The sequence below is a fragment of the Enterobacter sp. RHBSTW-00975 genome, assembly GCF_013615235.1.
In the GTDB taxonomy this organism is placed as follows: domain Bacteria; phylum Pseudomonadota; class Gammaproteobacteria; order Enterobacterales; family Enterobacteriaceae; genus Enterobacter; species Enterobacter ludwigii.
The window spans coordinates 1,915,214-1,941,959 of record NZ_CP055883.1 but is presented as its reverse complement, the minus strand read 5'-3'; the positions used below and the strand labels follow the sequence as shown (position 1 = coordinate 1,941,959).

General features: G+C 53.8%; 22 protein-coding genes and 1 other RNA gene. 10 read left to right on the top strand and 13 right to left on the bottom strand.

The window, feature by feature from the left end:
- Nucleotide 1: 1 nt before the first annotated feature.
- From HV340_RS09380 to fdhF, 3 genes are all read left to right on the top strand, one after another.
- On the top strand, nt 2-322 hold the full coding sequence (locus tag HV340_RS09380; RefSeq protein ID WP_020884369.1) for a hypothetical protein: 321 nt from the start codon (nt 2-4) through the stop codon (nt 320-322).
- A gap of 29 nt (nt 323-351) precedes the next feature.
- Complete coding sequence (locus tag HV340_RS09375; RefSeq protein ID WP_014169732.1) at nt 352-630, top strand: biofilm development regulator YmgB/AriR family protein; 279 nt, start codon at nt 352-354, stop codon at nt 628-630.
- A 192-nt stretch (nt 631-822) separates the two neighbouring features.
- Nucleotides 823-2,973, top strand: coding sequence for a formate dehydrogenase subunit alpha (fdhF, locus tag HV340_RS09370; RefSeq protein WP_020884370.1), 2,151 nt, complete (start codon nt 823-825; stop codon nt 2,971-2,973).
- A gap of 37 nt (nt 2,974-3,010) precedes the next feature.
- Here the strand turns inward: fdhF and fliB are convergent, their stop codons facing one another.
- The 7 genes from fliB to HV340_RS09335 all read right to left on the bottom strand — a co-directional run bounded on the left by fliB (nt 3,011) and on the right by HV340_RS09335 (nt 10,355).
- A complete protein-coding gene (fliB, locus tag HV340_RS09365; protein WP_047357325.1) occupies nt 3,011-4,228 on the bottom strand; it encodes a flagellin lysine-N-methylase in 1,218 nt (405 codons plus the stop codon).
- Between the two features lie 110 nt (nt 4,229-4,338).
- Complete coding sequence (locus HV340_RS09360; protein WP_086463342.1) at nt 4,339-5,001, bottom strand: LuxR C-terminal-related transcriptional regulator; 663 nt, start codon at nt 4,999-5,001, stop codon at nt 4,339-4,341.
- Between the two features lie 47 nt (nt 5,002-5,048).
- Nucleotides 5,049-5,561 carry a fimbrial protein gene (locus tag HV340_RS09355; protein ID WP_063925056.1) on the bottom strand — a complete coding sequence of 171 codons (513 nt, stop codon included), beginning with the start codon at nt 5,559-5,561 and terminating at the stop codon, nt 5,049-5,051.
- Between the two features lie 11 nt (nt 5,562-5,572).
- A complete protein-coding gene (locus HV340_RS09350; RefSeq protein WP_063925057.1) occupies nt 5,573-6,520 on the bottom strand; it encodes a fimbrial protein in 948 nt (315 codons plus the stop codon).
- 2 nt (nt 6,521-6,522) lie between these two features.
- Complete coding sequence (locus HV340_RS09345) at nt 6,523-9,012, bottom strand: fimbria/pilus outer membrane usher protein (RefSeq protein ID WP_181216547.1); 2,490 nt, start codon at nt 9,010-9,012, stop codon at nt 6,523-6,525.
- Between the two features lie 79 nt (nt 9,013-9,091).
- Nucleotides 9,092-9,769, bottom strand: a complete 678-nt coding sequence (locus HV340_RS09340; RefSeq protein WP_063925059.1) for a molecular chaperone — start codon at nt 9,767-9,769, stop codon at nt 9,092-9,094.
- A gap of 55 nt (nt 9,770-9,824) precedes the next feature.
- Nucleotides 9,825-10,355 (bottom strand): fimbrial protein, encoded by a 531-nt coding sequence (locus tag HV340_RS09335; RefSeq protein ID WP_020884377.1) that lies wholly within the window; start codon nt 10,353-10,355, stop codon nt 9,825-9,827.
- Nucleotides 10,356-10,806: 451 nt separating this feature from the next.
- On the opposite strand from HV340_RS09335, the gene HV340_RS09330 reads away from it, so the two are divergent.
- The gene (locus tag HV340_RS09330; RefSeq protein WP_025204381.1) at nt 10,807-11,466 is read left to right on the top strand and encodes a winged helix-turn-helix transcriptional regulator; all 660 of its coding nucleotides are present in this window, start codon (nt 10,807-10,809) and stop codon (nt 11,464-11,466) included.
- A gap of 67 nt (nt 11,467-11,533) precedes the next feature.
- Complete coding sequence (locus HV340_RS09325; protein WP_014169722.1) at nt 11,534-12,163, top strand: winged helix-turn-helix transcriptional regulator; 630 nt, start codon at nt 11,534-11,536, stop codon at nt 12,161-12,163.
- A 51-nt stretch (nt 12,164-12,214) separates the two neighbouring features.
- Here HV340_RS09325 and HV340_RS09320 read toward each other — a convergent pair whose 3' ends face one another.
- From HV340_RS09320 to HV340_RS09310, 3 genes are all read right to left on the bottom strand, one after another.
- Complete coding sequence (locus tag HV340_RS09320) at nt 12,215-12,409, bottom strand: YdiH family protein (protein WP_003857766.1); 195 nt, start codon at nt 12,407-12,409, stop codon at nt 12,215-12,217.
- Nucleotides 12,410-12,494: 85 nt separating this feature from the next.
- A complete protein-coding gene (gene menI / locus HV340_RS09315) occupies nt 12,495-12,905 on the bottom strand; it encodes a 1,4-dihydroxy-2-naphthoyl-CoA hydrolase (RefSeq protein WP_020884381.1) in 411 nt (136 codons plus the stop codon).
- Complete coding sequence (locus HV340_RS09310; protein ID WP_059305558.1) at nt 12,902-15,958, bottom strand: FAD-binding and (Fe-S)-binding domain-containing protein; 3,057 nt, start codon at nt 15,956-15,958, stop codon at nt 12,902-12,904. The genes menI and HV340_RS09310 overlap by 4 nt, the downstream gene beginning before the upstream one ends.
- Before the next feature lie 197 nt (nt 15,959-16,155).
- Here HV340_RS09310 and ydiK point away from each other — a divergent pair, with 197 nt between their 5' ends.
- Both ydiK and rprA read left to right on the top strand, forming a co-directional pair.
- Nucleotides 16,156-17,271, top strand: coding sequence for an AI-2E family transporter YdiK (ydiK, locus tag HV340_RS09305; protein WP_020884383.1), 1,116 nt, complete (start codon nt 16,156-16,158; stop codon nt 17,269-17,271).
- A gap of 208 nt (nt 17,272-17,479) precedes the next feature.
- An RNA gene (gene rprA, locus HV340_RS09300) (antisense sRNA RprA) lies at nt 17,480-17,587 on the top strand.
- A gap of 5 nt (nt 17,588-17,592) precedes the next feature.
- On the opposite strand, the gene HV340_RS09295 is transcribed toward rprA, so the two are convergent.
- The 3 genes from HV340_RS09295 to ppsA form a co-directional block, all read right to left on the bottom strand.
- Nucleotides 17,593-19,968, bottom strand: a complete 2,376-nt coding sequence (locus HV340_RS09295; RefSeq protein ID WP_059305557.1) for a glycoside hydrolase family 3 N-terminal domain-containing protein — start codon at nt 19,966-19,968, stop codon at nt 17,593-17,595.
- A gap of 3 nt (nt 19,969-19,971) precedes the next feature.
- On the bottom strand, nt 19,972-21,372 hold the full coding sequence (locus HV340_RS09290; RefSeq protein WP_020884385.1) for an MFS transporter: 1,401 nt from the start codon (nt 21,370-21,372) through the stop codon (nt 19,972-19,974).
- A 231-nt stretch (nt 21,373-21,603) separates the two neighbouring features.
- On the bottom strand, nt 21,604-23,982 hold the full coding sequence (ppsA, locus tag HV340_RS09285) for a phosphoenolpyruvate synthase (protein ID WP_020884386.1): 2,379 nt from the start codon (nt 23,980-23,982) through the stop codon (nt 21,604-21,606).
- A gap of 334 nt (nt 23,983-24,316) precedes the next feature.
- Between ppsA and ppsR the strand changes: the two genes are divergently transcribed.
- The 3 genes from ppsR (at nt 24,317) to hemP (ending at nt 26,704) form a co-directional block, all read left to right on the top strand.
- A complete protein-coding gene (gene ppsR, locus HV340_RS09280) occupies nt 24,317-25,150 on the top strand; it encodes a posphoenolpyruvate synthetase regulatory kinase/phosphorylase PpsR (protein ID WP_020884387.1) in 834 nt (277 codons plus the stop codon).
- A gap of 152 nt (nt 25,151-25,302) precedes the next feature.
- A complete protein-coding gene (aroH, locus tag HV340_RS09275; RefSeq protein ID WP_025204385.1) occupies nt 25,303-26,349 on the top strand; it encodes a 3-deoxy-7-phosphoheptulonate synthase AroH in 1,047 nt (348 codons plus the stop codon).
- A gap of 166 nt (nt 26,350-26,515) precedes the next feature.
- Complete coding sequence (gene hemP, locus HV340_RS09270; RefSeq protein ID WP_020884389.1) at nt 26,516-26,704, top strand: hemin uptake protein HemP; 189 nt, start codon at nt 26,516-26,518, stop codon at nt 26,702-26,704.
- Nucleotides 26,705-26,746 lie beyond the last annotated feature (42 nt).

Below are 26,746 nucleotides of genomic sequence, written 5' to 3'. Positions count from 1 at the left end.
TATGAACAGCAGTGATGCAGACCGACTGATTGACCAGCTTATCGGTGAAGCCGTTCTTTCTCTTTTGAAAGAGCGAGGCCCCGTCACAACCGAAGCTCTGGTCCAGCGTCTGCGTGATATGAAAGCGCATGAAAAGGATCCCCAGCGGCGGGAGACACTTGCGATGGTGATTGCCGACATCGGTTCAAACAACATCGCCCTGAAACGTCGCAGAACCGCGCAAGGACGAACCGATAGAGAGGGATCTCTCAACGTTAAAAGAGACAATGTAGTGCCGTTATTTGGAAATGGAAAACCGTCCGATCCCAGGAAAATACATTGACTGCAATTTTACAGCTACGGTGAGAACAAATGAGACAAAATATTCAGCTTCAACCCGAATACCATTCCGCTTTTTTAGAAAGCGCGCTGTCGGAATATTTCCGTCACGCAGGCGATCGTTTTGCTGAAGAGTCCGCTGTTTTTTCTACTGCAGTACGCTGTGTTCTGGCTTCTGAAGGACACCTGTCCAATAAAGCGATCATTCTGTGGCTGATCCAGACGCTGGAATCCACAAACGACGTTGTGCAGGCAGATGTCATTCGTAAGACCCTGGAAATCGTTGTGGGTCACACCATGGACGATCTCTAAAAACCCTCCCCTCTGTGAAGGCTAACGTGTCATCGTCAAAACTGACGATCGGGCTGACGATGACACGTTCCCTCCTCGTATAACACCCTGTAAAACCTACAAAGTAAATGTGGCATGGTTCCTGCTTACTCCCGTTTACGGGACTGGGCTATCCAGTCAACTTTGCTTCATTTCTTAACAGGTCTGTTATTGATGAAAAAAATCGCCAGCGTCTGCCCCTACTGTGGTGCAGGCTGCAAATTAAACCTTGTCGTCGAAAATAACCGTATCCTCCGTGCCGAAGCGGCCGAAGGCGTAACAAACCAGGGCACCCTGTGCCTGAAAGGCTTTTATGGCTGGGACTTCCTGAACGATACGCGTCTGCTTACCCCCCGTCTGACTCAGCCCATGATCCGCTACCACAAGGGAGAGGCTTTTACCCCCGTCACCTGGGAAGAGGCTATCCGCTATACCGCCCATAAACTCAGGAGCATAAAAGAGCAGTATGGCCCACGGTCCATCATGACCACCGGTTCCTCCCGGGGAACAGGGAATGAAACGAACTATGTGATGCAAAAATTTGCCCGTGCGGTGCTGAATACCAACAACGTGGACTGCTGCGCGCGCGTCTGTCACGGCCCTTCTGTTGCCGGGTTACAGGAAACTCTCGGCAACGGTGCAATGAGCAATTCCATTAACGATATTGAAAACTCAAAATGCCTGCTGGTGTTTGGCTATAACTGCGCCGATTCGCACCCCATCGTCGCCCGTCGGGTCTTAAAAGCCCGCGAAAATGGCGCGAAAATCATCGTCTGCGATCCCCGTCGCATTGAAACCGCACGCATTGCCGACCAGCACCTGCAGCTGAAAAACGGCAGCAACATGGCGCTGGTCAATGCGTTTGGCTATGTCCTTCTGGAAGAGGAGCTGTACGACAAAAACTACGTCGCGCGCTTCACCGAAGGGCTTGACGCTTATCGGGAAACGGTCAAAGACTACGCGCCCGAAAACGTCGAACATCTCACCGGCATTCCAGCCCGGGATGTGCGTCAGGCGATGCGGACGTTCGCGGCTGCGCCTTCCGCCACCGTCATGTGGGGCATGGGCGTAACGCAGTTTGGTCAGGCTGTAGACGTGGTCAAAGGTCTCTCCAGCCTGGCACTGCTGACCGGAAATCTTGGTCGACCTGCTGTCGGCGTTGGGCCAGTACGTGGTCAAAACAACGTTCAGGGCGCGTGTGATATGGGCGTTCTGCCCAATATGTTCCCGGGGTATCAGGACGTTACGAACCCGGCGGTCCGGCAGAAATTCGCCGCTGCCTGGGGAATCGATGTCGGGATTATGGACAAAGAGGTTGGAACGCGTATCACCGAAGTCCCTCACCTTGCGCTGGAAGGCAAGGTAAAAGCCTATTACATCATGGGCGAGGATCCGCTGCAGACTGAAGCCGATCTGGGGCTGGTGCGCCGCGGTTTTGAAGCACTCGATTTCGTGGTGGTTCAGGACATCTTTATGACGAAAACGGCGGAAGTGGCGGATGTTCTGTTACCTGCCACATCGTGGGGAGAACACGGTGGCGTCTTTACCTGTGCCGACCGTGGTTTCCAGCGTTTCGGTAAAGCCATTGAGGCCAGCGGCAACGTGAAACGTGACTGGGAGATCATCAGCCTGCTTGCTACCGAAATGGGCTATCCGATGCATTACGCATCCAACCAGCAGATCTGGGACGAGATGCGCGAGCTCTGTCCGCTGTTCTATGGCGTGACATACGAAAAAATGGGTGAAATGGGCCATGTGCAATGGCCGTGTCCAACGCTCGATCACCCGGGGACGCCGTATCTCTATAAAGATAACCAGTTCGATACGCCGAGCGGCAAAGGCCAGCTTTTTGCGGCAGCCTGGCGCGCGCCTGCCGAGATCCCGGACGAAACGTATCCGCTGGTGCTCTGCACCGTGCGTGAGGTCGGCCACTACTCCTGCCGTTCAATGACCGGCAATTGCGCCGCGCTGCAAAGCCTTGCCGACGAACCAGGCCGTGTACAAATGAACCCCCTTGATGCGGACAACCTGGGCATTAAAGACGGACAGCTGGTGTGGGTGCATTCCCGTCGGGGCAAAGTCATTACCCGTGCCAGCATCAGCGAGCGCATCAACGCCGGTGCGGTTTATATGACCTACCAGTGGTGGATTGGTGCCTGTAACGAACTGACGCAGGATAACCTTGACCCGGTCTCCAAAACCCCAGAAACCAAGTATTGTGCGGTTAAGCTTGAGGCGATTGAAGACCAACGCTGGGCGGAAGACTTTGCGGCGTCGTCTTATCAGACCATGAAGACGCGGTTAATCACGGCAGTAAACGTCTGAGGAAAAAGAGGCTCGCCACGGCGAGCCTCGTTATACGTTAGCCAATGAGCAGCAGGCACGAGAGGTCGTCCCCACCGTTAATCTTATCGATAGCAAAATCCATACGGGCATCAATGGTCTGATTGTGCAGGGTCTTTTCTGAGAAGCTGGCGATGGTTTTCATGACCATCTGCTGGTCCAGTTGTTCATCCATTGATTTGACGCTCAGGAAAACTTTCAGGTAGAAAAAGTCCAGAACGATGCGATAAAACTGACGCATAATGGTGGCGGTATTCTTACCCGGGAAATAGCCGCTGTAGAGTTTGTACAACAGATAGTTGCGTAATACGTACGGCTCTGACAGACAGGATTCCTGGCAAAGTTTCCCCCACTGCTGGTTAATCGCGTCGAATTTCTGCGCCAGCCTGGCGGGATCGCTGTCATGGCTGAAATTCAAAAAGTCAGCAATTTGCCGATGCCCTTCGTTGATATACCCATCCCGTGCAGAATCTCGCGCCACGTTCGTGCCGAGGATCGACAACGCCAGATATTTCATCGCATTTGATCGCCCGACATTGCTTTCAGAGAGCAGCGATTTACCGCTCTGCAACGCTTCCAGCAAGGCTTCGTAAAAGCGTTCAACCTGCTCATACTGATTGTGCAAATCGAAGTTCACATGCTGTAAGGTCAGGATCAACTGAGCCAGCGCCATCAAATTTTCTTCAACATTCCTCGCTGGCGACTGGATTATTTTCCACGCAAGGAGATGAATGACCTGGCTGCTTTGAGGCATAGACTGGCGCTGACCAATCAGATTGGTTTTATAAACGGCCAGCAGTTCATCCTGCTCCTGCAATAACATCGCGTCGGGGTCGAAGAGAACCCGCCTGACCACTTCCGGACATGAAAGGGTCATGCTGTGGCGAGTTTCATCCAGATAGCGGGTTGAGCTTCGGGGATAAGTACTGCAGGTGTGCGATAAGGCACTTTCACCTAAATCACGGTGTACCATACAAAGCTTATTTTCATCGATAAACGGACACTCCCCTTTTTCATCCAGTTTAATACGGGAATAATTTACTTTGCCTTTACGCTGCAGAATCAGATTGTCTTTGGCTATTGCAGCGATACCAGGATGCGTTGATGAAAGATATTTTTGATGTGTTTTTTTATCAATGGAAATTGTCCAGCCGCGGCAGCAGGAAATTAAACATTCCGGGCCCACACACTTGAACCTGGTCACAAAAATCGGTTTCAGGGTTTTATGAATTTGCATCGCTAATTAATCGTTATATAAAACGTAAAAATAACATGCTGCAGATGCAACTCTAAAGTTTCATAACCGAACACTTGTTTCCGTTATTCCTGTCATCAATAAAAGTGCCTTTACGCCTCCAGACAGGGGCGGTCCTGTAAACCCTGTCTCACAGAATCACGAAAAATATTGGGGGTGCCGTTTTTCTTCACCATCCTGTTGAGCAGCGCGATAAGCTCATAATCACTTCGCAGGTTAAATTTTTGCATGATCATGTACTTGTGTGCAAAAACGGTCTTATAGCTGATCTGTAACGCGTCTGCCGTCTGCATAACGGATAAGCCTTTATACAGGTTCATGACGATGCGTATTTGCTGCGGTGATAATATTTTATGCTCGCAATCGAAACAGGACGTTTTCTGCAGCACATGCCCCTTCAACTGCGTTTTACGCCACGCGCACCATACCGTCTCGCCAATCATGTCAAGAGAGGCCCTGCGGGAGATGAAAATAATATCCTGATAACAGGATTGCGACGCCGTAGACCGTTGCTCATCGTCAACCCAGCCGATCACAATGCCTTTTTGCCGTGACTGTAATTCCGGAAAACAGGTCAGGGTTTCCCCCTGGCATAAAGAGAGGACAATAATATCCGCCGTGCTGACGTTATGCGGCGTCATTTCATAATCAAAGTGAATACAGTCATTAAAATTACGCCAAAAGAAATCCATAAAAAAATACTGCAGACCAGACTGAAATAACGAATCCGTCTCGCTAATTAAAATATTCAACATAGGCTACACCGACGGGAAGCAAAAATGCGCGTGAAATCCCGCGCGACTTAATTGTATTGCAGCGTAATGACCACCACTGCGCTGAGGGTGCCGGGCGCCGCCCTGCCTCCGGTGGATATAACCGCAGCCTGCATCGCCATCTTCGCCGTCCGGTCTGAGGCAACATATTCCGTCATGCTGGAGCCGTTCCCTTTCAGTATGCCACTTCCGGCCTCGCGCATTGCTATCGCCACGTGGGTGGCCGTACCGCGGTTAATGTAATAGTCGGCGCCGGCAACAGGGTCGGGTGTACCCGTAAAGGTAGCGGTGACGCTACGCGTCCCCACCGGACATTGGGTAAATAACAGATCAAACGTAACCGGGTCTGATGATGATCCTGGCGTCACCATATTACTCGCCTGGATATTGCCCAGATTAATATCGAGATTCGTATTGCCGTTATTAAACAGGCAGGGTGAGGCCACGATATTTCCGGAGACCCCGATATTTACGCTGTCTGCACATAGCGCTTTGCCGCACAGTAAACCCGACACAAGCAACGCCGTGGGAATTATTTTCATCATCTCACCGGTTATTGATAGGTTATCGTAAGCGTGGCTGACGCATTTGCCGAGCCTGATTCCACGGTGGTTAACGTCTGGTAATAGCGCGCGGTTAACGGGAGCGTCTCCTGTCCTCCCGCAGACTGTTTTAATAACAGTCGACCGTTCATCACCAAAGGAGAACCGTTATAAAGTAGCTGAACCCCTACCCCTTTTGCCGTACCGGCATTCCCCTGACCGGTTAATGCCATGACGCTGGTATTGGCGCTGTCCGGATTTTGCATACCGCTGAGTGACACACTGATATTGGTGCCGGCACTGCAGGTTAACCCCAGATTTTGCGTATTTTGGGCGCCGGATGGCGTGGTTCCAATAACGGAGCCAAACGATGAGGCCGGAATATCGCCTATCGGGAACGTCAACTGCGCCGTCGTTATCGTGCATGCCAGCGCATTAATTGTGCCGTCAGTTAACTGGACCGTCAGACCGTCACGATAAACACCGTCACTTCCCTGAAGCGCCACGGTTCCGATAACGCCCGGCGTTAAAGCGCCCGACGTTACCGGGCCGGTCACCACCAGCTCAACTTTTCCACCAAACCAATCCACATACGACGTCACCGCGTTATACGAAAACGTGTAAGCCGGGTTTTCAAAATAATTCCCCGAGGAAAAGCGAATACCAATACCGCTGACATTGGTGGCATAAACATGGTTACCGTAGCTGCTCAGGTTCCCAATGTTATATCGCATACTGAATCCCAGCATCAGCGGGTTAGAACATCCCGTTAAATAGGTTCCCGTTGATGAGGCGGCGCGAGAAAAAATAATGGTGCCCACGGGGGCATCACGCTGCACGTTAATCGTGCCCACAGATATCGTCGATATTTGCGGCGTGATGGTTGTACAGGTGCCGGCACGGGCGCTATTCCACCCGCTCAGTAAACAGAGCAGGATCAGAGATAAAGCAAATTTCATTTTTAACCTTCCTGGCGGCAAAGCGCGTTAACGTCGGTTATTCCGCCGTAGGTGGGATGTGCAGGCAGGCTAAACTGCGCGCGGCACTGCTGACCGGGTTGATTTCCCCAGGTTGCCACGATTTCTCCCTGTCCGGGCAGTCCCGTTAAATAGACCTGACCACGGTCGCCCACAATAAAGCTGCTGTTGCTGTCGCCTTTGAGCGTGACGACCGCACCAAACGGAACGGCATACTGTCCGTCGGACAGGGTCATTAGCACCCGGCGCCCGATTTTAGACTTATAATCGGCTTCCACTATCGCCCCGCGGGTCGGTGTTACGGTGCGCGTATTAATCTCAAGTTCCACGTCATCCGGCATAGTTTCCGGCTCAAGAGTGATGTCGTTTTTTCGGTATACCGACAGATTGTTAACCACTGTATACCCGCGGAAATCCGTACGAACCCCGGGTTGATTGCGAATATCGACACCGTTTGCACCCGGCGCTTTCACCAGGATATTGGTTTCACCGAGCGGCTGCGAAAGCGTGATGCCGTCACGGTGAGCAATGACGCCCCCCTGCAACCCGTAATTCAGGCGCTCGTTGTGTTTGTCGTAGCTGTAGCCCGCGACAATTTCGCCATAGGTGCCTTTATAGTCGCCGTTCAGGTTGCCGGTATTTCCCGTGCCCTGTGTGCCATGACCTTGCTGCACGTTCCAGTTCAGGGCGCTGTTTTCCAGAGACACGCCGTTCAGCCCGACCACGTGCGTCGTGCCGTTGTGCTTACTGGCGTTCATGCCATAGTTAGCCCAGGTACGCGGCAAGAATTTGTCCAACGGTACGCTGACGTTAAAGGCCAGCAACCGATCGTGGTCCGCGTTTTGCGCGCTCCCGCGTCCATTCTTGCTGTAGGTCCAGGTCAAACCGTAACTGACGTTGTTCCAGTCATTGTTGTAGCCCACGCTCCAGGAGGCCATCGCCTGACCAGAATTCCAGTAATCCTCGCGTGCGGCGCTGAGCGTCAGTGAACCCAGTGCGCCGCCCAGCGTCTGGCTCATGGTCAGTTCAGCACGGTTACGCCGCCGGTCCTGCAGGGCACTGCTGTCGCCGTAGGAATCCAGCACGTCCTGCATCCCGTAATAGCCACGGGTTGAATATCGGTATCCCGCAATTGAAAAGTTTGTCCCGGTCTTCGCCATATTTTTGCTGTAACGCGCGCGCAAGGACTGACCGGATGTTTTGTCGGTGTTATTCGGCGTTGACCAGGCCTGGGTCACGTCGGCAGAGATCGCGCCGATATCCCCCATGTTTTTACCGATGCCAAACGCCACTGAACGGTATTTATCAGACCCCTGCATCCCACCGTAAAGGGTGATGCCGTGCTGAATCCCATAAATACCGGTGATTTGACCAAAGGACGTTTTCTCCACGCGGCTGTTGTAGGCGCGATACTGCCCGGCCGTCACCGCATACTTCAGTCGTCCTTCCCGCTGCAGGACCGGCAGCGAGGCATAAGGCAGCGTGAAATGCTGCTCACTCCCGTCAGCCTCTTTGATGGTCACATCCAGATCGCCTGCGCCGCCGGTGGGATACATGTCCGAGATTTCAAACGCGCCTGGCGCCACGTAGCTCTGATAAATTTGATAACCATTCTGGCGGACCACCACCTGCGCATTGGTTCGCGCGATGCCGCGGACCACGGGCGCATAGCCTTTAAGAGAGTCCGGCAGCATGTCATCATCCGAGGCCAGCTGACCGCCGCGAAATGGCATACTGTCGAAAACATCCGCCGGTGCGGTACTGTCCCCGATAATCAGCTGTGCTTTCAGCGGAATGACGGCGCGCTGCGCATAGGTATACACGTTGTCCCACCGATCCTCACCGGTGGAATCCCGTGACCAGGTGGTGTAATTACGTAAGCGCCACGGCCCGATATTGACCCCGGGGCGCAGGTTGGCGTACTGGCTATCATTCTGGCTGCCGCGAGTGTTCTTCGCCCACGCGTTTGCGCCGCTCAGACTGTAATTAAGCATGGCGGCATTAATCCCCTCATCCCACATCTCTGGCGGAACCGCGTCCCTGGCTGGCAGGTCGATGGCGGCCTGAGGAATGCTGATCACCAGCCGCTGTGCGCCAAACTGAAAATCGCTGCTGGCCTGCGGGATCGCCTGAAGGTTTGCGCATTCACCGTTGTTCGCCGCCAGCTGCGGGAAAAGCGTGGTTCTTACGCCCCACTGTTTTAACTGGTCAAGACTCAGGCACGGTCGGAGGACGTCATTGCCCTTTTCGTCTTTTACTGCAGTAAAGGTGATATCGCGGGTCGCCATTAGCTGGTCATCAAGAACAATATCGACGTGATAGGTGCCGGGTGCCTGCGATCCGGATTCAAATGCCGATAAATCCGTTCTCCCCCTTCCTGGATTATCAAGTTCAACCAGTTCGGCATTAAATGTCTCACCGGCAAAAAGCGCCTGCGATGAACCTGCAAGTATTAATCCGATCACTGTCGCCAGGGTGCAGGTCGAGCCCGAAAATAATGTATTGCCATCGCTTTGAACTCATTTATGACAGGCAATGCCCGCATTTCACCGGTTATAAGGTTGCCTGATGCGCGCCCCCAGGGCTGCCGAAGTCATTAATCACTTTAAACGTCAGTACGCTGCTGCTGGCCCCTTGCGGTAACGTGAAACGGACTGAGCCACCGGGTAAGACATACGACACGTCATCGATTTTTTTACCCCCAAGGGTGATTTCATTAAAATTGATGACATACGCGGTCGGGTTATTAACCTGAAGTTCATTCCCGGTTCTGCGCCAGCGTAATTGACTGGCCTGTTCGTCAGGCGTGGACGCGTGCAGCTCAGCGGGCCGATAAATCAGTTTGATGCGCGTTTTAACCGCAATTTGTAATGCGTTCATCTGCGTTGAGGCAGACGGAATCGCTTTAATATTCAGCCAGAATAAACTTTCCCGATCCTGAGGCAGTGCCCCCGTCATCACGATGCGCTCAACGTTTTTTTGCCCGCCATCAAGACGATACAAAGGCGGCGTAATAATAAAAGGCACCTTGCCTGACGCCCCTTCCGGCACGTCGATCCATGACTGAATTAAATACGGCGTACCATCAGGGTTATTCACACTGAGTGACGTTTCCTTTTTAGCGCCATCAAAAATAATGCGCGTACCACCAATAATGACGCCGGCATGAGCCGTTGACAGCATCAGAGATAACAACGCTGTTGCCAGTAAAGGGGTTCTGAAAAAATACATTCTGTTCCTCATAAAATTGGGGGCCGGGGCGACCCCCGACGTTCAGGCAAAAGAGCTAGTTATAAACCACCGAGAAGTTGGCGACAGAATTCGCCGGGCCTGCCGTGACGCTGGCCGTGGTCGAAATATACTGGGCATAGAAATTGAGCGTATTGTCTGCGGAGCTGCTGAGCATGTAGGTGTAACCATTGCTGCCATGCAGAGGCAGGTCGGCTTTATCCGCGGTCATCAGGTTGATCGCCACGCCCGTTGCGGCACCCGCCACGGAGGTGTCAATCGCCAGAAGATTACTATTAGACGCATCCGGAGTACCGTCAAAGCGCACTTTGGCGTTCGTGACCGAGACCGGACAATTTTTCAAAATAATATCGAATTTCGTTGCCGCGGTTCTCGCCCCCGTCGCGGTAAACTCTGTTTTATAATAATCCCCAAGTACAACCACCTGGTTCTGCGATGCCACATCAACATCACAGGCAGAATCCAGAATATTTCCGTTAAAATTAACGGTACCTGCAGCGGCAAACGCATTGGCCATTGTCAGTACGGAACCTGCTGCGATCGTTGCCAGAAGAAGTGTTTTTTTCATCATGCTATATCCTGTATTACTTTATTTATTATTAACATTCAGACAAAAAGACGCGTCGGTTTTTTCACCCGCTTAATGTTTTGCCTTTTACAGACAGCAGCGAAAAAAATGAAATAACTTTATTTCATTAAACGTCTGAAGACGCATATGACTTGCTGTCGATGAAATAAAATTTATACAACTCCGTTGACGTCGACAATCATTTTCGGAGTCTTTCCGTAGACCCGTAATTAACAAAAATAAAACATTGTAAATAAGGAATGCCTTATGCATATAACAGGCAGTCTATTAATAGACCGGAGTGTTAAGATCATTAAATTCAAAATGTTAGTCAGGATAATATTGAAAGTCTACTTTTAGACCTGTGCTGCATATTCCCGTAGTCGCTGTTTTTTAAGATAATTCTCTACGCCGGTCACCCATGATCGCAATGAAAGCAGTGGAGCACCTTATGAACACGCGAATGACAGCGGTCCTCACCGATGTAAAATCTACCGTACTGGATTTAAAGCCGTATGCCCATATTGATAAGTTAATCAGTACTGTGCTGCCTTTTACGGAAAGGCATATTCTCGCGAAAGGCGAAATTATCCAGTATCACAATAATGATGTTCGCCTCTGTTTTTTGCTGTTACACGGCAGCGTTGCGCTGCATCGTCGTGGCGATGGTATTGTTTTAAACTCAGAATCCTCACCTTTTATTCTGGGTGTCAGCAGCCAGTTCTCCTCTGAACATCTGTACGTCAGAGCGCTTGAAACCTCAGAAATAGCGCATGTCTCTCTGGATAATTTTAATAAGATCGTGGCGGAAAAAAACTTATGGGAACATTTTTCAAAGTTACTCATCTATACCGCCTCCCGGGTATACGAGCACTGCGCACAAATATCGCAGATGTCAGCCTATGACATTATCCGGTTTCAGCTGGTCGAACTGATGCAGGAGCCAGATGCCGTACGGAAAAACATCACGGCGGCAGCGTATATCAAGAGTCGAACCTACCTTTCACGCAGTGGGATTATGCGTATTCTCGCGGAACTGCGTACCGGAAAGTACATCACGATGGAGCGTGGCGTGCTGCTGGAAATCCGTCATTTACCACGTAAATACTGATTGGCCTCGTGTTTACGATAAGGAGTAACGCTATAATCAGGGGGGTTATCGCTACGGGTTATAGGTTATGTCCTCTACTGAAAAAACGCATCGTGGTTCTCCTTACGCGCGAGAACTGATTTCATTCCTGCAACCCTACTGTACCACGCGCAATGTCGCTCCCGGCGAACAGCTGGATCTCCAGGTTAATGGCCAGAGCGTGTGCTATTTGATCCTCGAAGGCACCGTTGCTATCTACCGCAGAAGCGACAACATGATGCTCACTACCGCACGTAGCCCGGCGCTTTTTGGCCTCGCCAATCTGACAGACATCTACTTCAATGATTATCTGAAAACCGTGACCCCCTGCCTGACGGGTATGCTTACCACCGCTCAGGTGGAAGCCGTTATCAAAGAGAATGGGTTATGGGGGTTGTTGTCTAAGCACCTGATGTTTGTTTATAACCGGCTATACAATAATGTGATGCCTCAGGGCGCGCCCACGGCCTATGAGATGATTCGCCAGCAATTGATAAAGCTGATGGATGAAGATGAGAGTTATCGCAACGCCATCACCGCAGAGCGGTATATTCGCGAAAAAACCCAGCTGTCGCGCAGTGGGGTAATGCGTATTCTGGCGGATTTGAAAACAGGCGGGTTCATTGAGATAGAAGATGGCAGGCTCGTTAAAATCAATAAACTGCCTGCCCGGTACTGAACGTCAGATACAAAAAAGACCGCTGACGCGGCCTTTTTTTTACTGTCACGATCAATGGACGTGAACGCCCAACCGCCAGGCAAAGTAGATCTCTTCTTTAAGCTCATTTGAAGAGAGCGCCAGCAAATCTGTGAACTCCAGTTCAAGCTGTTTCAGCTTTTTCAGGTACTGCGCCGGAGACAGGTTGCTTTTATCACGACGTAAATATTCAATTGCCAGCTGTGTTGGGGTTATTTCAGTATCCATGATGTCCTCGCTTATGTACAAAACCTGACCAGTATATCACAAGAGGCTGGCTAGTTTTTGACCAAAGGCAAAACATCTGAAAACTTTACACGACCGCCGTCGTCAGTCGCGACGAGCAGCAGAGCCGATCCTGCTCGTCAAGAATGTCAATCTGCCACACCTGATGGCGGCTACCGGCGTGTAGCGCGCGACAAACGCCGCGCACCCGTCCACTTCGCACCGAGCGAATATGGTTCGCGTTCACCTCAAGCCCGACGACCTTTTGCTCCCCTTCGGTGCAAAGATAACCCGCCACGGACCCCAGGGTTTCGGCCAGCACGACGGATGCGCCGCCGTGCAATAAACCAAACGGCTGATGCGTGCGATGATCGACAGGCATCGTGGCCTCCAGTTCATCCTCGCCAATACGCGTGAACTGAATGTCCAGCAGCCCTACCATATTCCCCTCGCCCATGGCATTCAGCGCCTGCAGTGTCACGGCTCGTTTCCAGATCATCCAATTATCTCCAGTAAGGCCTGTAATGGGTGACGCACCCCGTTCCCTTCAACCCGTTTCACCTGGCTTCGGCAGGAGTAGCCCGTGGCCAGACAGCGGTTCCTCGGCAAACGCTGCATCGCCTGATGCCACGACAACTCATAGATACCGAGCGAGTTCTCGTGGTTTTTCACTTCGTGCCCGTAGGTACCTGCCATGCCGCAGCAGCCCACGTTGACGCTCTCAAGCTTCGCCCCGAAGCGGGCAAAGATAGAAGCCCACTGCGCCGGGGCGCCCGGCAGTGCCGTCACTTCCGTGCAGTGGCCGAACAGATACCACGATTCACCGCTCACATCCTTCACGGTCGCCTGTTGCAGCGCCGCCGGCAGCCACTCGTGCACCAGCATGACGTGGAAATCACCACGTTGCTCCCCCAGCGTCTGCTTATACTCATCGCGGTAGCAGAGCACCAGCGCCGGATCGACACCGACCATCGGCATCCCTAGCTGCGCCACCCGGTTGAGGAAGTCAGCGGTTTTCCGCGCCGTTTTCGCAAAACGGGTAAGGAAACCTTTAATGTGCTGCGCTTTGCCGTTTGGTGAGAACGGCAGTACCACCGGCTGATAGCCCAGTTTTTCTACCAAACGGATAAAATCGGCCACCACCTGGGCATCGTAGTAGCTGGTAAACGGATCCTGCACCACCAGCACCACATTGGCTTTCTGCTCAGGGGTCAGCGCCTCAAGCTGCTCCAGCGTCATGTTCGCCGAGCGGTGCCCCACGAGCTGACGCTGTAGCGAAGGGACTGACAGCAGCGGCAGGTCCACCATCCCGATATGTTTTTCGGAAAGCTTTCGCACCAGCGGCTGATTGATGAAGAAGTTAAAGGTCTTCGGCGCACGCGCCATCAGCGGGGCATAGCTCTCCACCGTCGCCACCAGATGGTCACGCATTGGACGCAGATAGCGGGTATGGTAAAGCTGCAGGAACCGTGAGCGAAACTCCGGCACATCAATCTTGATCGGACACTGGGTTGAGCAGGCTTTACAGGCCAGGCAGCCGGACATGGCCTCCTTCACCTCGTGGGAGAAATCATACTCGCCTTTGTTCGCATGCCAGCTGTTGCGGGTACGTTCAATCAGCGAGCGCAGACTGGCGCGTTTTTCCGGTAATTCCTGTTCCAGCTTCAGCGGATCAACCCCGCGGTCGGCCAGCAGACGCAGCCATTCGCGGACCAGCGTCGCGCGGCCTTTGGGCGAGTGAATGCGGTTACTGGTAATTTTCATCGACGGACACATTGGGCTTTTCACGTCGAAGTTGAAACAAAGACCGTTACCGTTACACTCCATTGCACCACGCCAGGAGGCGCGCACCGCAATCGGGATTTGTCTGTCATAGGTGCCGCGCTTAACGGCGTCCACCTGCAGCATTGGGGCATCGACGCCCTCTGGCGGGCAAATTTTACCCGGGTTGAGACGGTTATCCGGATCGAATGCCGCTTTGACCTTACGCAGCTCAGCGTAGAGCGTTTCACCGAAGAACGCCGGGCTGTACTCCGCGCGGAACCCTTTCCCGTGTTCTCCCCAGAGCAGGCCGCCATATTTCGCGGTCAACGCCACCACATCGTCGGAGATCTGTTTCATCAGGATCTCCTGCTGCGGATCGCACATGTCCAGCGCAGGACGCACGTGCAGCACCCCGGCATCCACGTGGCCGAACATGCCGTAGCTCAGACCGTGGCTGTCCAGCAGGGCGCGGAACTCAACGATGTAATCCGCCAGATGCTCAGGCGGGACGCAGGTGTCTTCAGCAAAGGGAATCGGTTTGGCAGCCCCCTTCGCGTTGCCCAGCAGCCCCACCGCTTTTTTACGCATCGCGTAAATACGCTCAATGCCGGAGAGTTCGCTGCAAAGCTGCCAGCCAATCACCCCACCTTCGCCTGCTGCAATCAGTTCGTCCAGCCGCTGACAGAGCGTGGTGACCTGGCTTTCAATCAGCGCTTCGTCATCGCCGGCAAATTCAACGATGTTGAGACCCAACATCTCTTTATCAGGTACATCGGTGATAAGCTCACTCACCGAGTGCCAGACGATGTCTTCCCGAGCCAGATTAAGCACTTTAGAGTCGACGGTTTCCACCGACAGCGCCCGCGCGTCAACCATAAAGGGCGCATTGCGCAGGGCAGAATCGAAGGAGTTGTATTTGACGTTCACCAGCCGACGCACTTTCGGCAGCGGCGTAATGTCCAGCCGCGCCTCGGTAATAAATGCCAGCGTCCCTTCGGAGCCGGTCAGCACGCGGGTTAAATCAAACTGCGTCAGGTCATCGTTAAAGACATGACGCAGGTCGTAGCCGGTTAAGAAGCGGTTCAGTTTAGGGAATTTGTCGAGGATCAGCTGGCGGTTTTCGCGACAGCGCTCAAGCACGGTGCGGTAAATCCGCCCGTTGGCCGTGTTATCTTTACCCAGCGTTTCCGCCAGTTCGACCGGCATCGGCTGGGTATCCAGGATATCGCCGCCCAGCAGCACCGCACGCACGCCAAGAATGTGATCGGAGGTTTTACCGTAGACCAGCGACCCCTGCCCGGAGGCATCGGTGTTAATCATCCCACCGATTGTCGCACGGTTGCTGGTAGAGAGCTCAGGGGCAAAGAAGTAACCATAAGGCTTGAGGTACTGGTTAAGCTGATCTTTGATGACGCCCGCTTCGACACGCACCCATCCTTCTTCGGGATTGATCTCAATGATGCGGTTCATATAGCGCGACATATCAATGATGATGCCCTGGTTCAGCGCCTGACCATTGGTGCCGGTGCCGCCGCCGCGTGGCGTGAACACCAGCGAGGTAAATCGCTCCTGCGTTGCCAGTCGCGCAATAAGCGCCACATCGGCCGTTGAACGGGGAAACACGACTGCATCGGGAAGAAGCTGGTAGATACTGTTGTCGGTCGCCATTGTCAGCCTGTCGGCATAATGTGTGGCGGTATCCCCTGTAAAACCCTGTTGCTCCAGTGCCTGCAAAAAATTAAGCACCAGCTGAACGACGCCAGGTGCCTGAGAAATCTGTGGGATCATTACTGTCGACCCTAATTAGAGGTGTGAAATCGTTTGCGTGTATCGTAAAAGTTTTATCACATTTTTTTCTTATACGCTCTGCAGAATTACAGGCAGAATTCGCCTGTCAAAAATCGCTGAAATCATTAATGATTAGAGAATCGCGGTTTTCCGTTCCCGCCAGCCACGCTGGTGTTCAATTAAGGAAAGTTTCATTTATGGTCAATCTTCGCCAGCCCAGGGATGTTGCGCAAATTTTGCTGTCGGTGCTGTTCCTGGCCCTCATGATTATTGCGTGTTTGTGGATCGTTCAACCCTTCATTCTCGGCTTCGCCTGGGCTGCAACCGTTGTGGTTGCCACCTGGCCTTTACTCTTACGGTTGCAGAAACTGCTCTTCGGACGTCGTGGGCTGGCGGTCCTGGTGATGACGTTGCTGTTGTTCCTGCTGTTCATTATTCCCGTTGCGCTGCTGGTCAACAGCCTTGTCGACTCCAGCGGCCCGGTGATTCGCGCCGTGACCAGTGGCGATCTGACGCCGCCGGATCTCGCCTGGCTTAACAGCATTCCGGTTGTTGGCGCAAAACTTTACAGCGGCTGGCATGGCCTGCTGGAGATGGGTGGCAGCGCGCTGATGGCGAAAGTGCGCCCGTATATTGGCACCACTACCACCTGGTTTGTGGGTCAGGCGGCGCACATTGGCCGCTTTATGATGCACTGTACGCTGATGCTGGTCTTTAGTGCCCTGCTGTACTGGCGCGGTGAGCAGGTGGCTTTGGGCGTGCGTCATTTTGCCACTCGCCTGGCGGGCAAACGGGGTGATGCCGCGGTTCTGCTGGCGGCGCAGGCCGTGCGCGCGGTTGCGCTTGGCGTCGTGGTAACGGCGCTGGTTCAGGCGGTGCTGGGCGGTATTGGTCTTGCGATTTCTGGCGTGCCGTACGCCACCGTCTTCACCGTGGTCATGCTGATGACCTGCCTTGCGCAACTGGGTCCGTTGCTGGTGCTGGTACCCAGCATTATCTGGCTGTACTGGACCGGAGATACCACGTGGGGCACCGTTCTGCTGGTATGGAGCTGCGTGGTCGGCACCATGGATAACGTTATTCGTCCCATCCTTATTCGCATGGGCGCAGACCTGCCGCTGATCCTTATTCTCTCAGGCGTAATTGGTGGATTGATTGCCTTTGGGATGATTGGTCTGTTTATTGGTCCGGTGCTTCTGGCCGTGACCTGGCGTCTGTTCTCCGCCTGGGTGCACGAAATCCCGCCTCCGGGAACGGACCCGGACGTGATTTTGAGCGAACTGGAAGAGCTGGAAGATAAGAACAAGCAGTAATGGACAGGCCGGGTAACGCAGTCGCGTACCCGGCCTACATATTCCCCTTCAATACTTAAACGTTGCTAAAGTATTTATTCGTTGCGCACTGGTCAGACCCGCTATTACGGCTCTAAGTCCCCTATTAACCTCAAGAAATCTTTACGTCTCTTTAACTATTGAGACGAATCTGATCGACGCTAAAAGCTGACATGCCTACTATTAGGACACGGTTATAAATCAACACCTTGATTTATAAGCATGGAAATCCCCTGAGTGAAACAACGAATTGCTGTGTGTAGTCTTTGCCCATCTCCCACGATGGGCTTTTTTTTATCCTGATTACGCGCGGCTGACGTCACAGGTGCTGAGCATCCGCCATTCCGTTGACAATACACGGGTTTCCCCGGTCACATTGACCGTCACCACCTCGCGAATATCCGCCGACGATGCACCAATCTGCAGCTCAAATTCACCCGGTTCGACGATCCGTTTGCCGTCACGACGGGTAAAGTTGAACATCTCAACGGGCAACGTAAAGGTGAGCGTGGCGGTTTCACCCGGTGAGAGCGTGACGCGCTGGAACGCCTTCAACTCCTGCAATGGCCGCACCTGCGTGGCGACGTTATCCCGGACATAGACCTGTACCACCTCGCTGCCGCTGCGCTCACCGGTATTGGTGATATCCAGGCTTACAACCACCTCGCCGTCGATCGGAACGCGGGGTTCAGCCACGCGCGCCGCTCCCCAGCTAAACTGCGTCCAGCCGAGACCGAAGCCAAAGGGATAGCGGGAGCCAAAATGGAAAGCGAACGGTGTGCCGCCACTTTTGAGCTTGTGGTTGTAGTAATAGGGCATTGCTCCCGCGCTTTTCGGCACGCTGACCACCAGACGTCCCTGCGGTTCAGCACGGCCCGTTAATACATCCGCAATCGCCCAGCCGCCCTCCTGCCCTGGCGCCCAGGCCATCATCAGCGCGGCGACGTTATCTTCCAGCCCCTGAAGGTTGTAAGGCCTCCCGCCGGTCATGACCACGATAACCGGCTTGCCGGTGGCCACCAGCGCAGCCAGCAATTGTTGCTGTACGCCCGGCAGATTCAGAGAGTCGGTATCAGAGCCCTCCCCGACGGTTCCGCTCTGGAACAGCCCGGCGAGATCGCCAACGCAGGCCACCACCACGTCACTCTCCTGTGCGGCTTTTACGGCTTCAGGGATCAGGTCGGTACGCTGCGAGACCGGAGATTGCTGCATGGGTTTACCGCCGCTGTCACCCGGAAACACCGGCGCACCCGCCATCCGTTTTTCGATAATGTGACAGCCTTTGGCATAACGTACCCGCGAGGCCCCCAGATACTGCTCGAGCGCCGCGCGCGGTGTCGTGACCTGCGAGGTCTCTTCCACCATGTCGCTAATAATTAAGTGCACCGGAAAACTGTAACCGCTGAGGAGCGCCAGCGGATCGTCTGCCGTTGGCCCGACGACCGCCACGTGAGGGTTGCCGCCGAGGGGCAAAATGCCGTTATTCTCAAGCAGCGTCAGCGAACGGGTCGCCACTTCCCTTGCAACCTGACGCGTTGCCTCATTTTGCAAATCGATGCCCTGTTCATCGGCATACGGTTTTTCAAACAAGCCAAGACGGAATTTTTCGGTCAGGACGCGAGCAACAATTTCATCGACTTTCGCCATGGAAATCAGTCCGCGCTCAACGGCGTGTGCCAGATGACGCGCGCAGTCATCTTTTGGTAGTTCGACATCCAGCCCGGCATTGAAGGCCAGCGCTGCAGATTCGGCGGCATCGTGCGAGATGCCATGATGCTGGTGCAGCAGGCTCACGCCGCCATAGTCCGCAACGATGATCCCATCGAACCCCCACTGCTCACGCAGCACGGTTGTCATCAGGAAGTGGTCGCTGTGTCCGGGCTGGTTATCGATATCGTGATAGGCAGGCATCACCGAACCGGCGTTGGCCAGCTTCACCGCCATCTCAAACGGCAGCAGGAAGGTGTCGTTCAGTTCGCTAAGGCCCAGATGCACCGGCGCGTGGTTGCGTGCCCCTTCGCTGAAGGAGTGGCCCACATAATGTTTGAGCGTTGCCAGAAGATCGCGCTTATCGCCCTGCAAACCCTTCACGTATGCCGTAGCCATCACCCCCACCAGCCACGGGTCTTCTCCGAAGGTCTCTTCGGTGCGTCCCCAGCGAACGTCGCGAGAGACATCCAGCACCGGGGCCAGCCCCTGCTGGCAGCCAACAGAGCGTGCTTCTTTGCCAATCTGTTCTGCCGCACGCTGCACCAGCTGCGGATCCCAGGTCGAACCGTAGTTCAGCGACGACGGGAACAGCGTGGCATCTTTGCACAACAGCCCCACCAGGCACTCTTCATGGAACAGCGCCGGAATACCGAGGCGCGTCTCTTCCATCATCATGCGCTGCAGGCGGTTAGCGGCACGCACGCCTGTTTTCGCATCAACGATATGGGTGCCCAGTGGACGCGTAATCTGTCCCACCCCCAGTTTCAGCCGTTCGCTAAGCGCAGCCTGTTCGCTCACACCCGCGAATTCATCGCTCAGATCGCTGCGTTCGCGGTGGTTACCGTTTTCATCGAGGATCAACCAGTAGGCATGCATCTGGGCGAACTTCTCTTCCGGGGTCATGCGTGCCAGTAGGTCGGCGACGCGTTCATGCACGGGACGTCCCGCGTCCTTATAAATCGCAGTCATGTGTTACTCCTGTATTGCGGAATGGGTGGCCGGGGTGAGTTGTCCTGTCTCGTCTCGCACCTCGCGTTTGCTGGCCAGCTCGCGGGCGATGGAATTGACGAGCTTGCTGTTGAGTTTGTAAATGGTCAGCAGCGCGACCATACAGAGGAACAGCACGCAGGGGATGAGGGTGAAGAGCGCATTAATGGTAGAGAGCACGTGCGGTGCCTGGGTTGCCTGACCGGGCGCATAATCCACCATCCCGAGAACCCAACCGACCACCGCCCCGCCCAGCGCCAGACCAAATTTGATGGCAAACAGCGCGGTAGAAAAGACCAGACCATCCAGACGACGGCCGCTGCGATGCTCCTCATAATCGACCACATCAGAGAACATGGTCCACTGCAGCGGCGTGGTCAGGTTCTGAATAAAGCTAAAGATAATGTTGAGGCCAAAAATCAGCCAGATCTGCGAAGGCGGCAGAAAGAAAATCAGCGCGCCGAAAATCACGAAGGAAATAATGGTCCACTGATAGGCACGGACGCGGTCAAATTTCCCCAACAGACGTTCAGATAATAATGCCCCCGTTAAGGACGCCACCATCCCGGAAACAATAAAGGCAAATACCAGCTCCGGGCGCAGAAGCACATATTTCACGTAATACATGGTGGCAGAACCACGCGTCACCACTGCGGTTAACAGCAAAATATTAAACAGGAAAACAATTCGCCACTGGCTATTTCCGGCCAGCAGTTTTAAATCGCCGATCATCGAACCCGAGGTGTCATTGCGCGGGGAATAACGCTCGCGGGTCATCAGAAAACAGCAGAAGAAGAGAATAATACCCAGCAGGCCCATCATGCTCATGGCATAGAAATAGCCTTTCTGAACGTTGCCCTGGCCTAACAGCGAGACCAGCGGTAAGGCGATCACTGTCACAATCAACCCGCCGATGAACGACAGGCCGAAGCGCCAGGACTGCAGCGAGTGACGCTCACGCGGATCCAGCGTCAGCGCCCCGGGCATGGCGCAATACGGGACGTTAATCGCGGAATAAATAAGGCTTAAGATGGCGTAAGTAACGCAGGCATAGACGATTTTCGCCGTCGGCCCGACGTCCGGTACATAGAAGGTGATAAGGCAGCTTACGCCAAATGGGATGGCAAACCACAATAGCCAGGGACGAAAGCGACCGTGCCGCGTCTGAGTGCGGTCGACCAGCGCGCCAATGCAGGGGTCGACAAAAGCATCCACCACGCGCACCACTAAAAACATGGTGCCCATGATGGCCGCTGGCAAACCGAAAACATCCGTATAAAAATAGGCGAGAAATAAGGTTGCCGTTTGCCAGACCAGCGCACTGGCCATATCACCTAAGCCATAACCTATTTTATCTTTGGTACGCAATACAGAGGAGATTGTCATTGTTATTTGCCTTTTTATCAGGTTAAAACGTATTTCAACCAGTTGCGCATCAGCGAGGGAAATGCGCGGTAAGGCTCAAGTATTAGCAACGCTTTGCGCGCTAACAATTGTCTAAATTAACAGACAAATTATGATATTTGGTTTTTTACTTTATTTGTGATGGGGAGCAAATAAGGCATGAAATAAAAAAGGCGAGGAATATATCCTCGCCTTTTTCTGGTGCTGATGGCGTTACTTGTTGAGTTCGGCCAGGCTCAGCCAGGTTTGCACCACGGTGTCCGGGTTCAGGGACAGGCTGTCAATCCCCTCTTCCATCAGCCATGCGGCAAAGTCTTCATGGTCAGACGGACCCTGACCGCAAATCCCGACATATTTACCCTGTTTCTTCGCCGCGCGGATGGACATCGACAGCAGCGCTTTCACCGCCTCGTTACGCTCATCAAACAGTTCAGAGACCACGCCGGAGTCACGGTCAAGACCGAGCGTCAGCTGCGTCATGTCGTTCGAGCCGATAGAGAAGCCGTCGAAGTACTCCAGGAACTGCTCAGCCAGCAGGGCGTTGGACGGAATTTCACACATCATGATAATCTTCAGCCCGTTTTCGCCGCGCTTCAGACCCTGACGTGCCAGCTCCTCCACCACCGCTTTCGCCTGATCCACGGTACGCACGAACGGGATCATGATCTCAACGTTGGTCAGTCCCATGTCGTTGCGCACGCGCTTCACGGCGTCACATTCCAGCGCGAAGCAGGCACGGAAGCTGTCAGAAACATAACGTCCGGCGCCACGGAAGCCGAGCATTGGGTTCTCTTCTTCTGGCTCGTAACGCTCACCCCCCACCAGATTCGCGTATTCGTTTGACTTAAAGTCGGACAGACGCACGATCACGCGCTTCGGATAAAACGCCGCGCCCAGCGTGGCGATCCCCTCGGTCAGACGACCGACGTAGAACTCTTTTGGCGAGTCGTAACCTTTCATCATCTCGCGGATTTCGTTCTGCAGCTTCGCGTCCTGGTCGTCGAATTCCAGCAGCGCGCGCGGGTGAACGCCAATCATACGGTTGATGATAAATTCCAGACGCGCCAGGCCAACGCCTTCGTTCGGCAGGCAGGCAAAGTCAAACGCACGGTCCGGGTTACCAACGTTCATCATGATCTTCAGCGGCAGATCCGGCATGGTATCGACGCTTGAACTCTTCACGCTGAAGTCGAGAATATCGGCATACACGTAACCGGTATCGCCTTCCGCACAGGAGACGGTCACTTTCTGATCGTCCTTCATGCGCTCGGTCGCGTCACCGCAACCGACAACGGCAGGGATCCCCAGCTCACGGGCGATGATTGCCGCGTGGCAGGTACGGCCACCGCGATTGGTGACGATGGCCGCCGCTTTCTTCATGATCGGTTCCCAGTCCGGGTCGGTCATGTCGGTCACCAGCACATCGCCTGGCTGAATGCGGTTCATCTCGCTGATGTCATGGATCACTTTGACAGGACCGGCACCGATGCGATGGCCAATCGCGCGGCCTTCCGCCACGATTTTGCCCTGTGCGTGCAGGGTATAACGCTCCATCACCTGACCGCGGGAGCGGACAGTTTCCGGACGCGCCTGCACGATAAACAGCTTGCCGGTGTTGCCATCTTTGGCCCATTCGATATCCATCGGACGGCCGTAGTGTTTTTCGATCTGTACCGCCTGTTTCGCCAGCTCCTGCACTTCTGCATCGGTCAGGGAGAAACGGTCACGCATTTCCTGCGGTACGTCTTCAATCTTAACCTGCTTGCCATGCTCCTGCGTCGGGGCATAGATCATGCGGATTTTTTTCGAGCCCATCGTGCGGCGAACGACCGCCGGACGGTTTGCGGCCAGTGTCGGCTTATGAACGTAGAATTCGTCAGGGTTCACCGCGCCCTGTACTACCATCTCACCCAGACCCCACGCCGAGGTGATGAACACCACCTGGTCGAAGCCGGATTCGGTGTCGATGGAGAACATCACGCCGGAAGAGCCCACGTCGGAGCGCACCATGCGCTGTACGCCAGCAGAAAGCGCCACGCCGCGATGGTCATAGCCCTGGTGCACGCGGTAAGAGATGGCGCGGTCATTGAACAGGGACGCGAAGACGTGCTTCACCGCCACCAGCACGGCGTCATAACCCTGGACGTTAAGGAAGGTTTCCTGCTGTCCGGCGAATGACGCATCGGGCATATCTTCCGCGGTGGCAGAAGAACGCACGGCAAACGACGCCTGAGCATCATCCGCAGAGAGCTGGTTGTAGGCTTCGTGAATGGCTTTTTCCAGTTCCGGCTGGAAAGGTGTGTCGATAATCCACTGGCGGATTTGGGCACCGGCTTTCGCAAGCTCGGTCACATCATCAATATCCGTTTTATCCAGCAGGTCATAAATGCGCTGGTTTACACCGCTCTGGTCTAAAAACAGGTTAAAGGCATCGGCGGTTGTGGCAAACCCGTTCGGTACGGAGACACCCATACCCGACAGATTTGTAATCATTTCACCCAGGGAGGCATTTTTGCCCCCAACTCTGTCTACATCATTCATGCCGAGTTGGTTATACCAAAGCACCAGCGGTGACGAGCCATTGTTGGACATCGAAACAATCCTTTTGTGATATTTGATCGGAGTAAGAAACACCTGACTACGTATTTATACTGGCATAATTATTTCCGCTAAAAAAACGGTGAATCGTGTAAGCAATTTAAATTTTCAACTTTTCGGATACTTTCCCACCATCCGCTAACCCGATGATTCCTATATATTCAGCCAAAACCCTAAAAATAAAGTCGCTAATTGAAAAATGAAATCCACTTTTCAGGAAAATCAAAAACACCGTTTCATTTATAATTAGGATAAGTTCTTTGCTGTGTAATTTACTTTTTTAATTTATGCTTTCAGACAATTACGTACGATATTCAGGGTGGGTAAAATGGATAATGCTGTCGATCGCCACGTTTTTTATATTTCTGATGGTACGGCGATTACCGCCGAAGTGCTGGGACATGCGGTGATGTCGCAGTTCCCCGTTTCGATTAACAGCATCACGCTGCCGTTTGTGGAAAATGAGAGCCGTGCAAAGGCGGTGAAGGACCAGATTGACGCCATCTTCCAGCAGACGGGGGTCCGCCCGCTGGTCTTCTACTCCATCGTGATCCCTGAAATTCGCGCGATTATTTTGCAAAGTGAAGGGTTCTGTCAGGATATCGTCCAGGCGCTGGTGGCCCCGCTGCAGAGCGAACTGAAACTCGACCCGACGCCTATCGCCCACCGAACGCACGGGCTGAACCCCGGCAACCTGACCAAATACGATGCGCGTATCGCCGCCATTGATTACACCCTGGCGCACGACGACGGTATTTCGCTGCGTAACCTCGACCAGGCGCAGGTGATACTGCTTGGCGTCTCGCGTTGCGGGAAAACCCCGACCAGCCTTTACCTGGCGATGCAGTTCGGTATCCGCGCCGCCAACTACCCCTTTATTGCTGACGACATGGACAATCTGGTGCTTCCAGCCGCCCTTAAGCCGCTCCAGCACAAGCTGTTTGGCCTGACCATCAACCCGGAACGGCTGGCGGCAATACGTGAAGAACGCCGTGAGAACAGCCGCTACGCCTCAATGCGCCAGTGTCGAATGGAGGTTTCCGAGGTGGAAGCGCTGTACCGCAAAAACCAGATCCCGTGGCTAAACAGCACTAACTATTCGGTAGAAGAGATCGCCACCAAAATCCTCGATATCATGGGGCTCAACCGACGCATGTACTAACATGCTAGTACAATAACTCAGAATCGGGTATCATCACCACATCCTCGGCGCGCAGGCGCGCCGAACTTGAATTCAGCAGGGATTGGTTTAAGGTGATGCCCATCACTTCCCGGTAGTCTGCCGATGAAGCAAAAATTTTTCTGAGACATTTCATGAATAAAACCGATGAACTCCGCACTGCGCGCATTGACAGCCTGGTCACACCGGCTGAACTGGCACAGCGGCATCCTGTTTCCGCGGGTGTAGCGGAACATGTCACGGCATCCCGCCGTCGCATTGAAAAAATCCTTAATGGCGAAGACAAACGTCTTCTGGTGGTGATTGGCCCTTGCTCCATCCACGATCTGGATGCCGCAATGGATTACGCAAAACGGCTTCAGGGACTGCGGGACAAGTACCAGCATCGCCTTGAAATTGTCATGCGCACCTACTTTGAAAAACCGCGCACCGTCGTGGGCTGGAAAGGGCTGATTTCCGACCCGGACCTGAACGGCAGCTACCGTGTTAATTATGGTATTGAGCTGGCGCGTAAACTGCTTTTGCAGGTCAATGAGCTGGGCGTACCGACGGCCACCGAGTTTCTCGATATGGTGACCGGACAGTTTATCGCCGATCTCATCAGCTGGGGCGCTATCGGTGCGCGCACCACGGAAAGCCAGATCCACCGTGAGATGGCCTCTGCCCTCTCCTGCCCGGTTGGATTTAAAAACGGTACCGATGGCAACACGCGAATTGCCGTTGACGCGATCCGTGCATCGCGTGCCAGCCATATGTTCCTGTCGCCGGATAAGCGCGGTCAGATGACCATTTATCAGACCAGCGGCAACCCATACGGGCATATCATCATGCGTGGCGGGAAAAAGCCTAATTACCACGCGCAAGATATTGCTGCGGCGTGTGAAACGCTGGCCGAGTTCGACCTGCCGGAACACCTGGTGGTGGATTTCAGCCACGGCAATTGCCAGAAACAGCATCGCCGCCAGCTGGACGTGTGTGATGAGATCTGCCAGCAGATCGTCAGCGGTTCAACCGCCATCGCGGGCATTATGGCCGAAAGTTTTATCCGGGAAGGCACGCAAAAAATCGTAGCCGGACAGCCAATGGTTTACGGCCAGTCGATCACCGACCCGTGCCTGAGCTGGGAAGACAGCGAACTGCTGCTGGAGAAACTGGCGGCAGCAGTCGATTCACGTTTTTAGTCCTTGCCTTTTACCCTCTCCTGCGGGAGAGGGTCTACGTTCGCGCACGGCCACATCCTCTTCTGTTTTGATCCCATCACAGTTTTTTCACAAAAACGCTTGCCGTGAATTTTCACTTTGTTGATAATGATTATCATTGTTACATTGATTGTTATTTATAAACATTATGTCACGTACGGATAACAACGCGGCAACGCCCGAAAACACACACACAGCACCTGCCCCAGCGCGCACCGATCGTCGGATCGACAGTAAAAGCCTGCTGGGGGACGAGGGACGCGTGATCATCGAGCATGACGGCCAGCTTTATCTGTTGCGCCAGACCCATGCCGGGAAGCTGATCCTCACCAAATAAATACCACAATACCTTCGCCAGCCACCCAGGTGATCCCCAGGC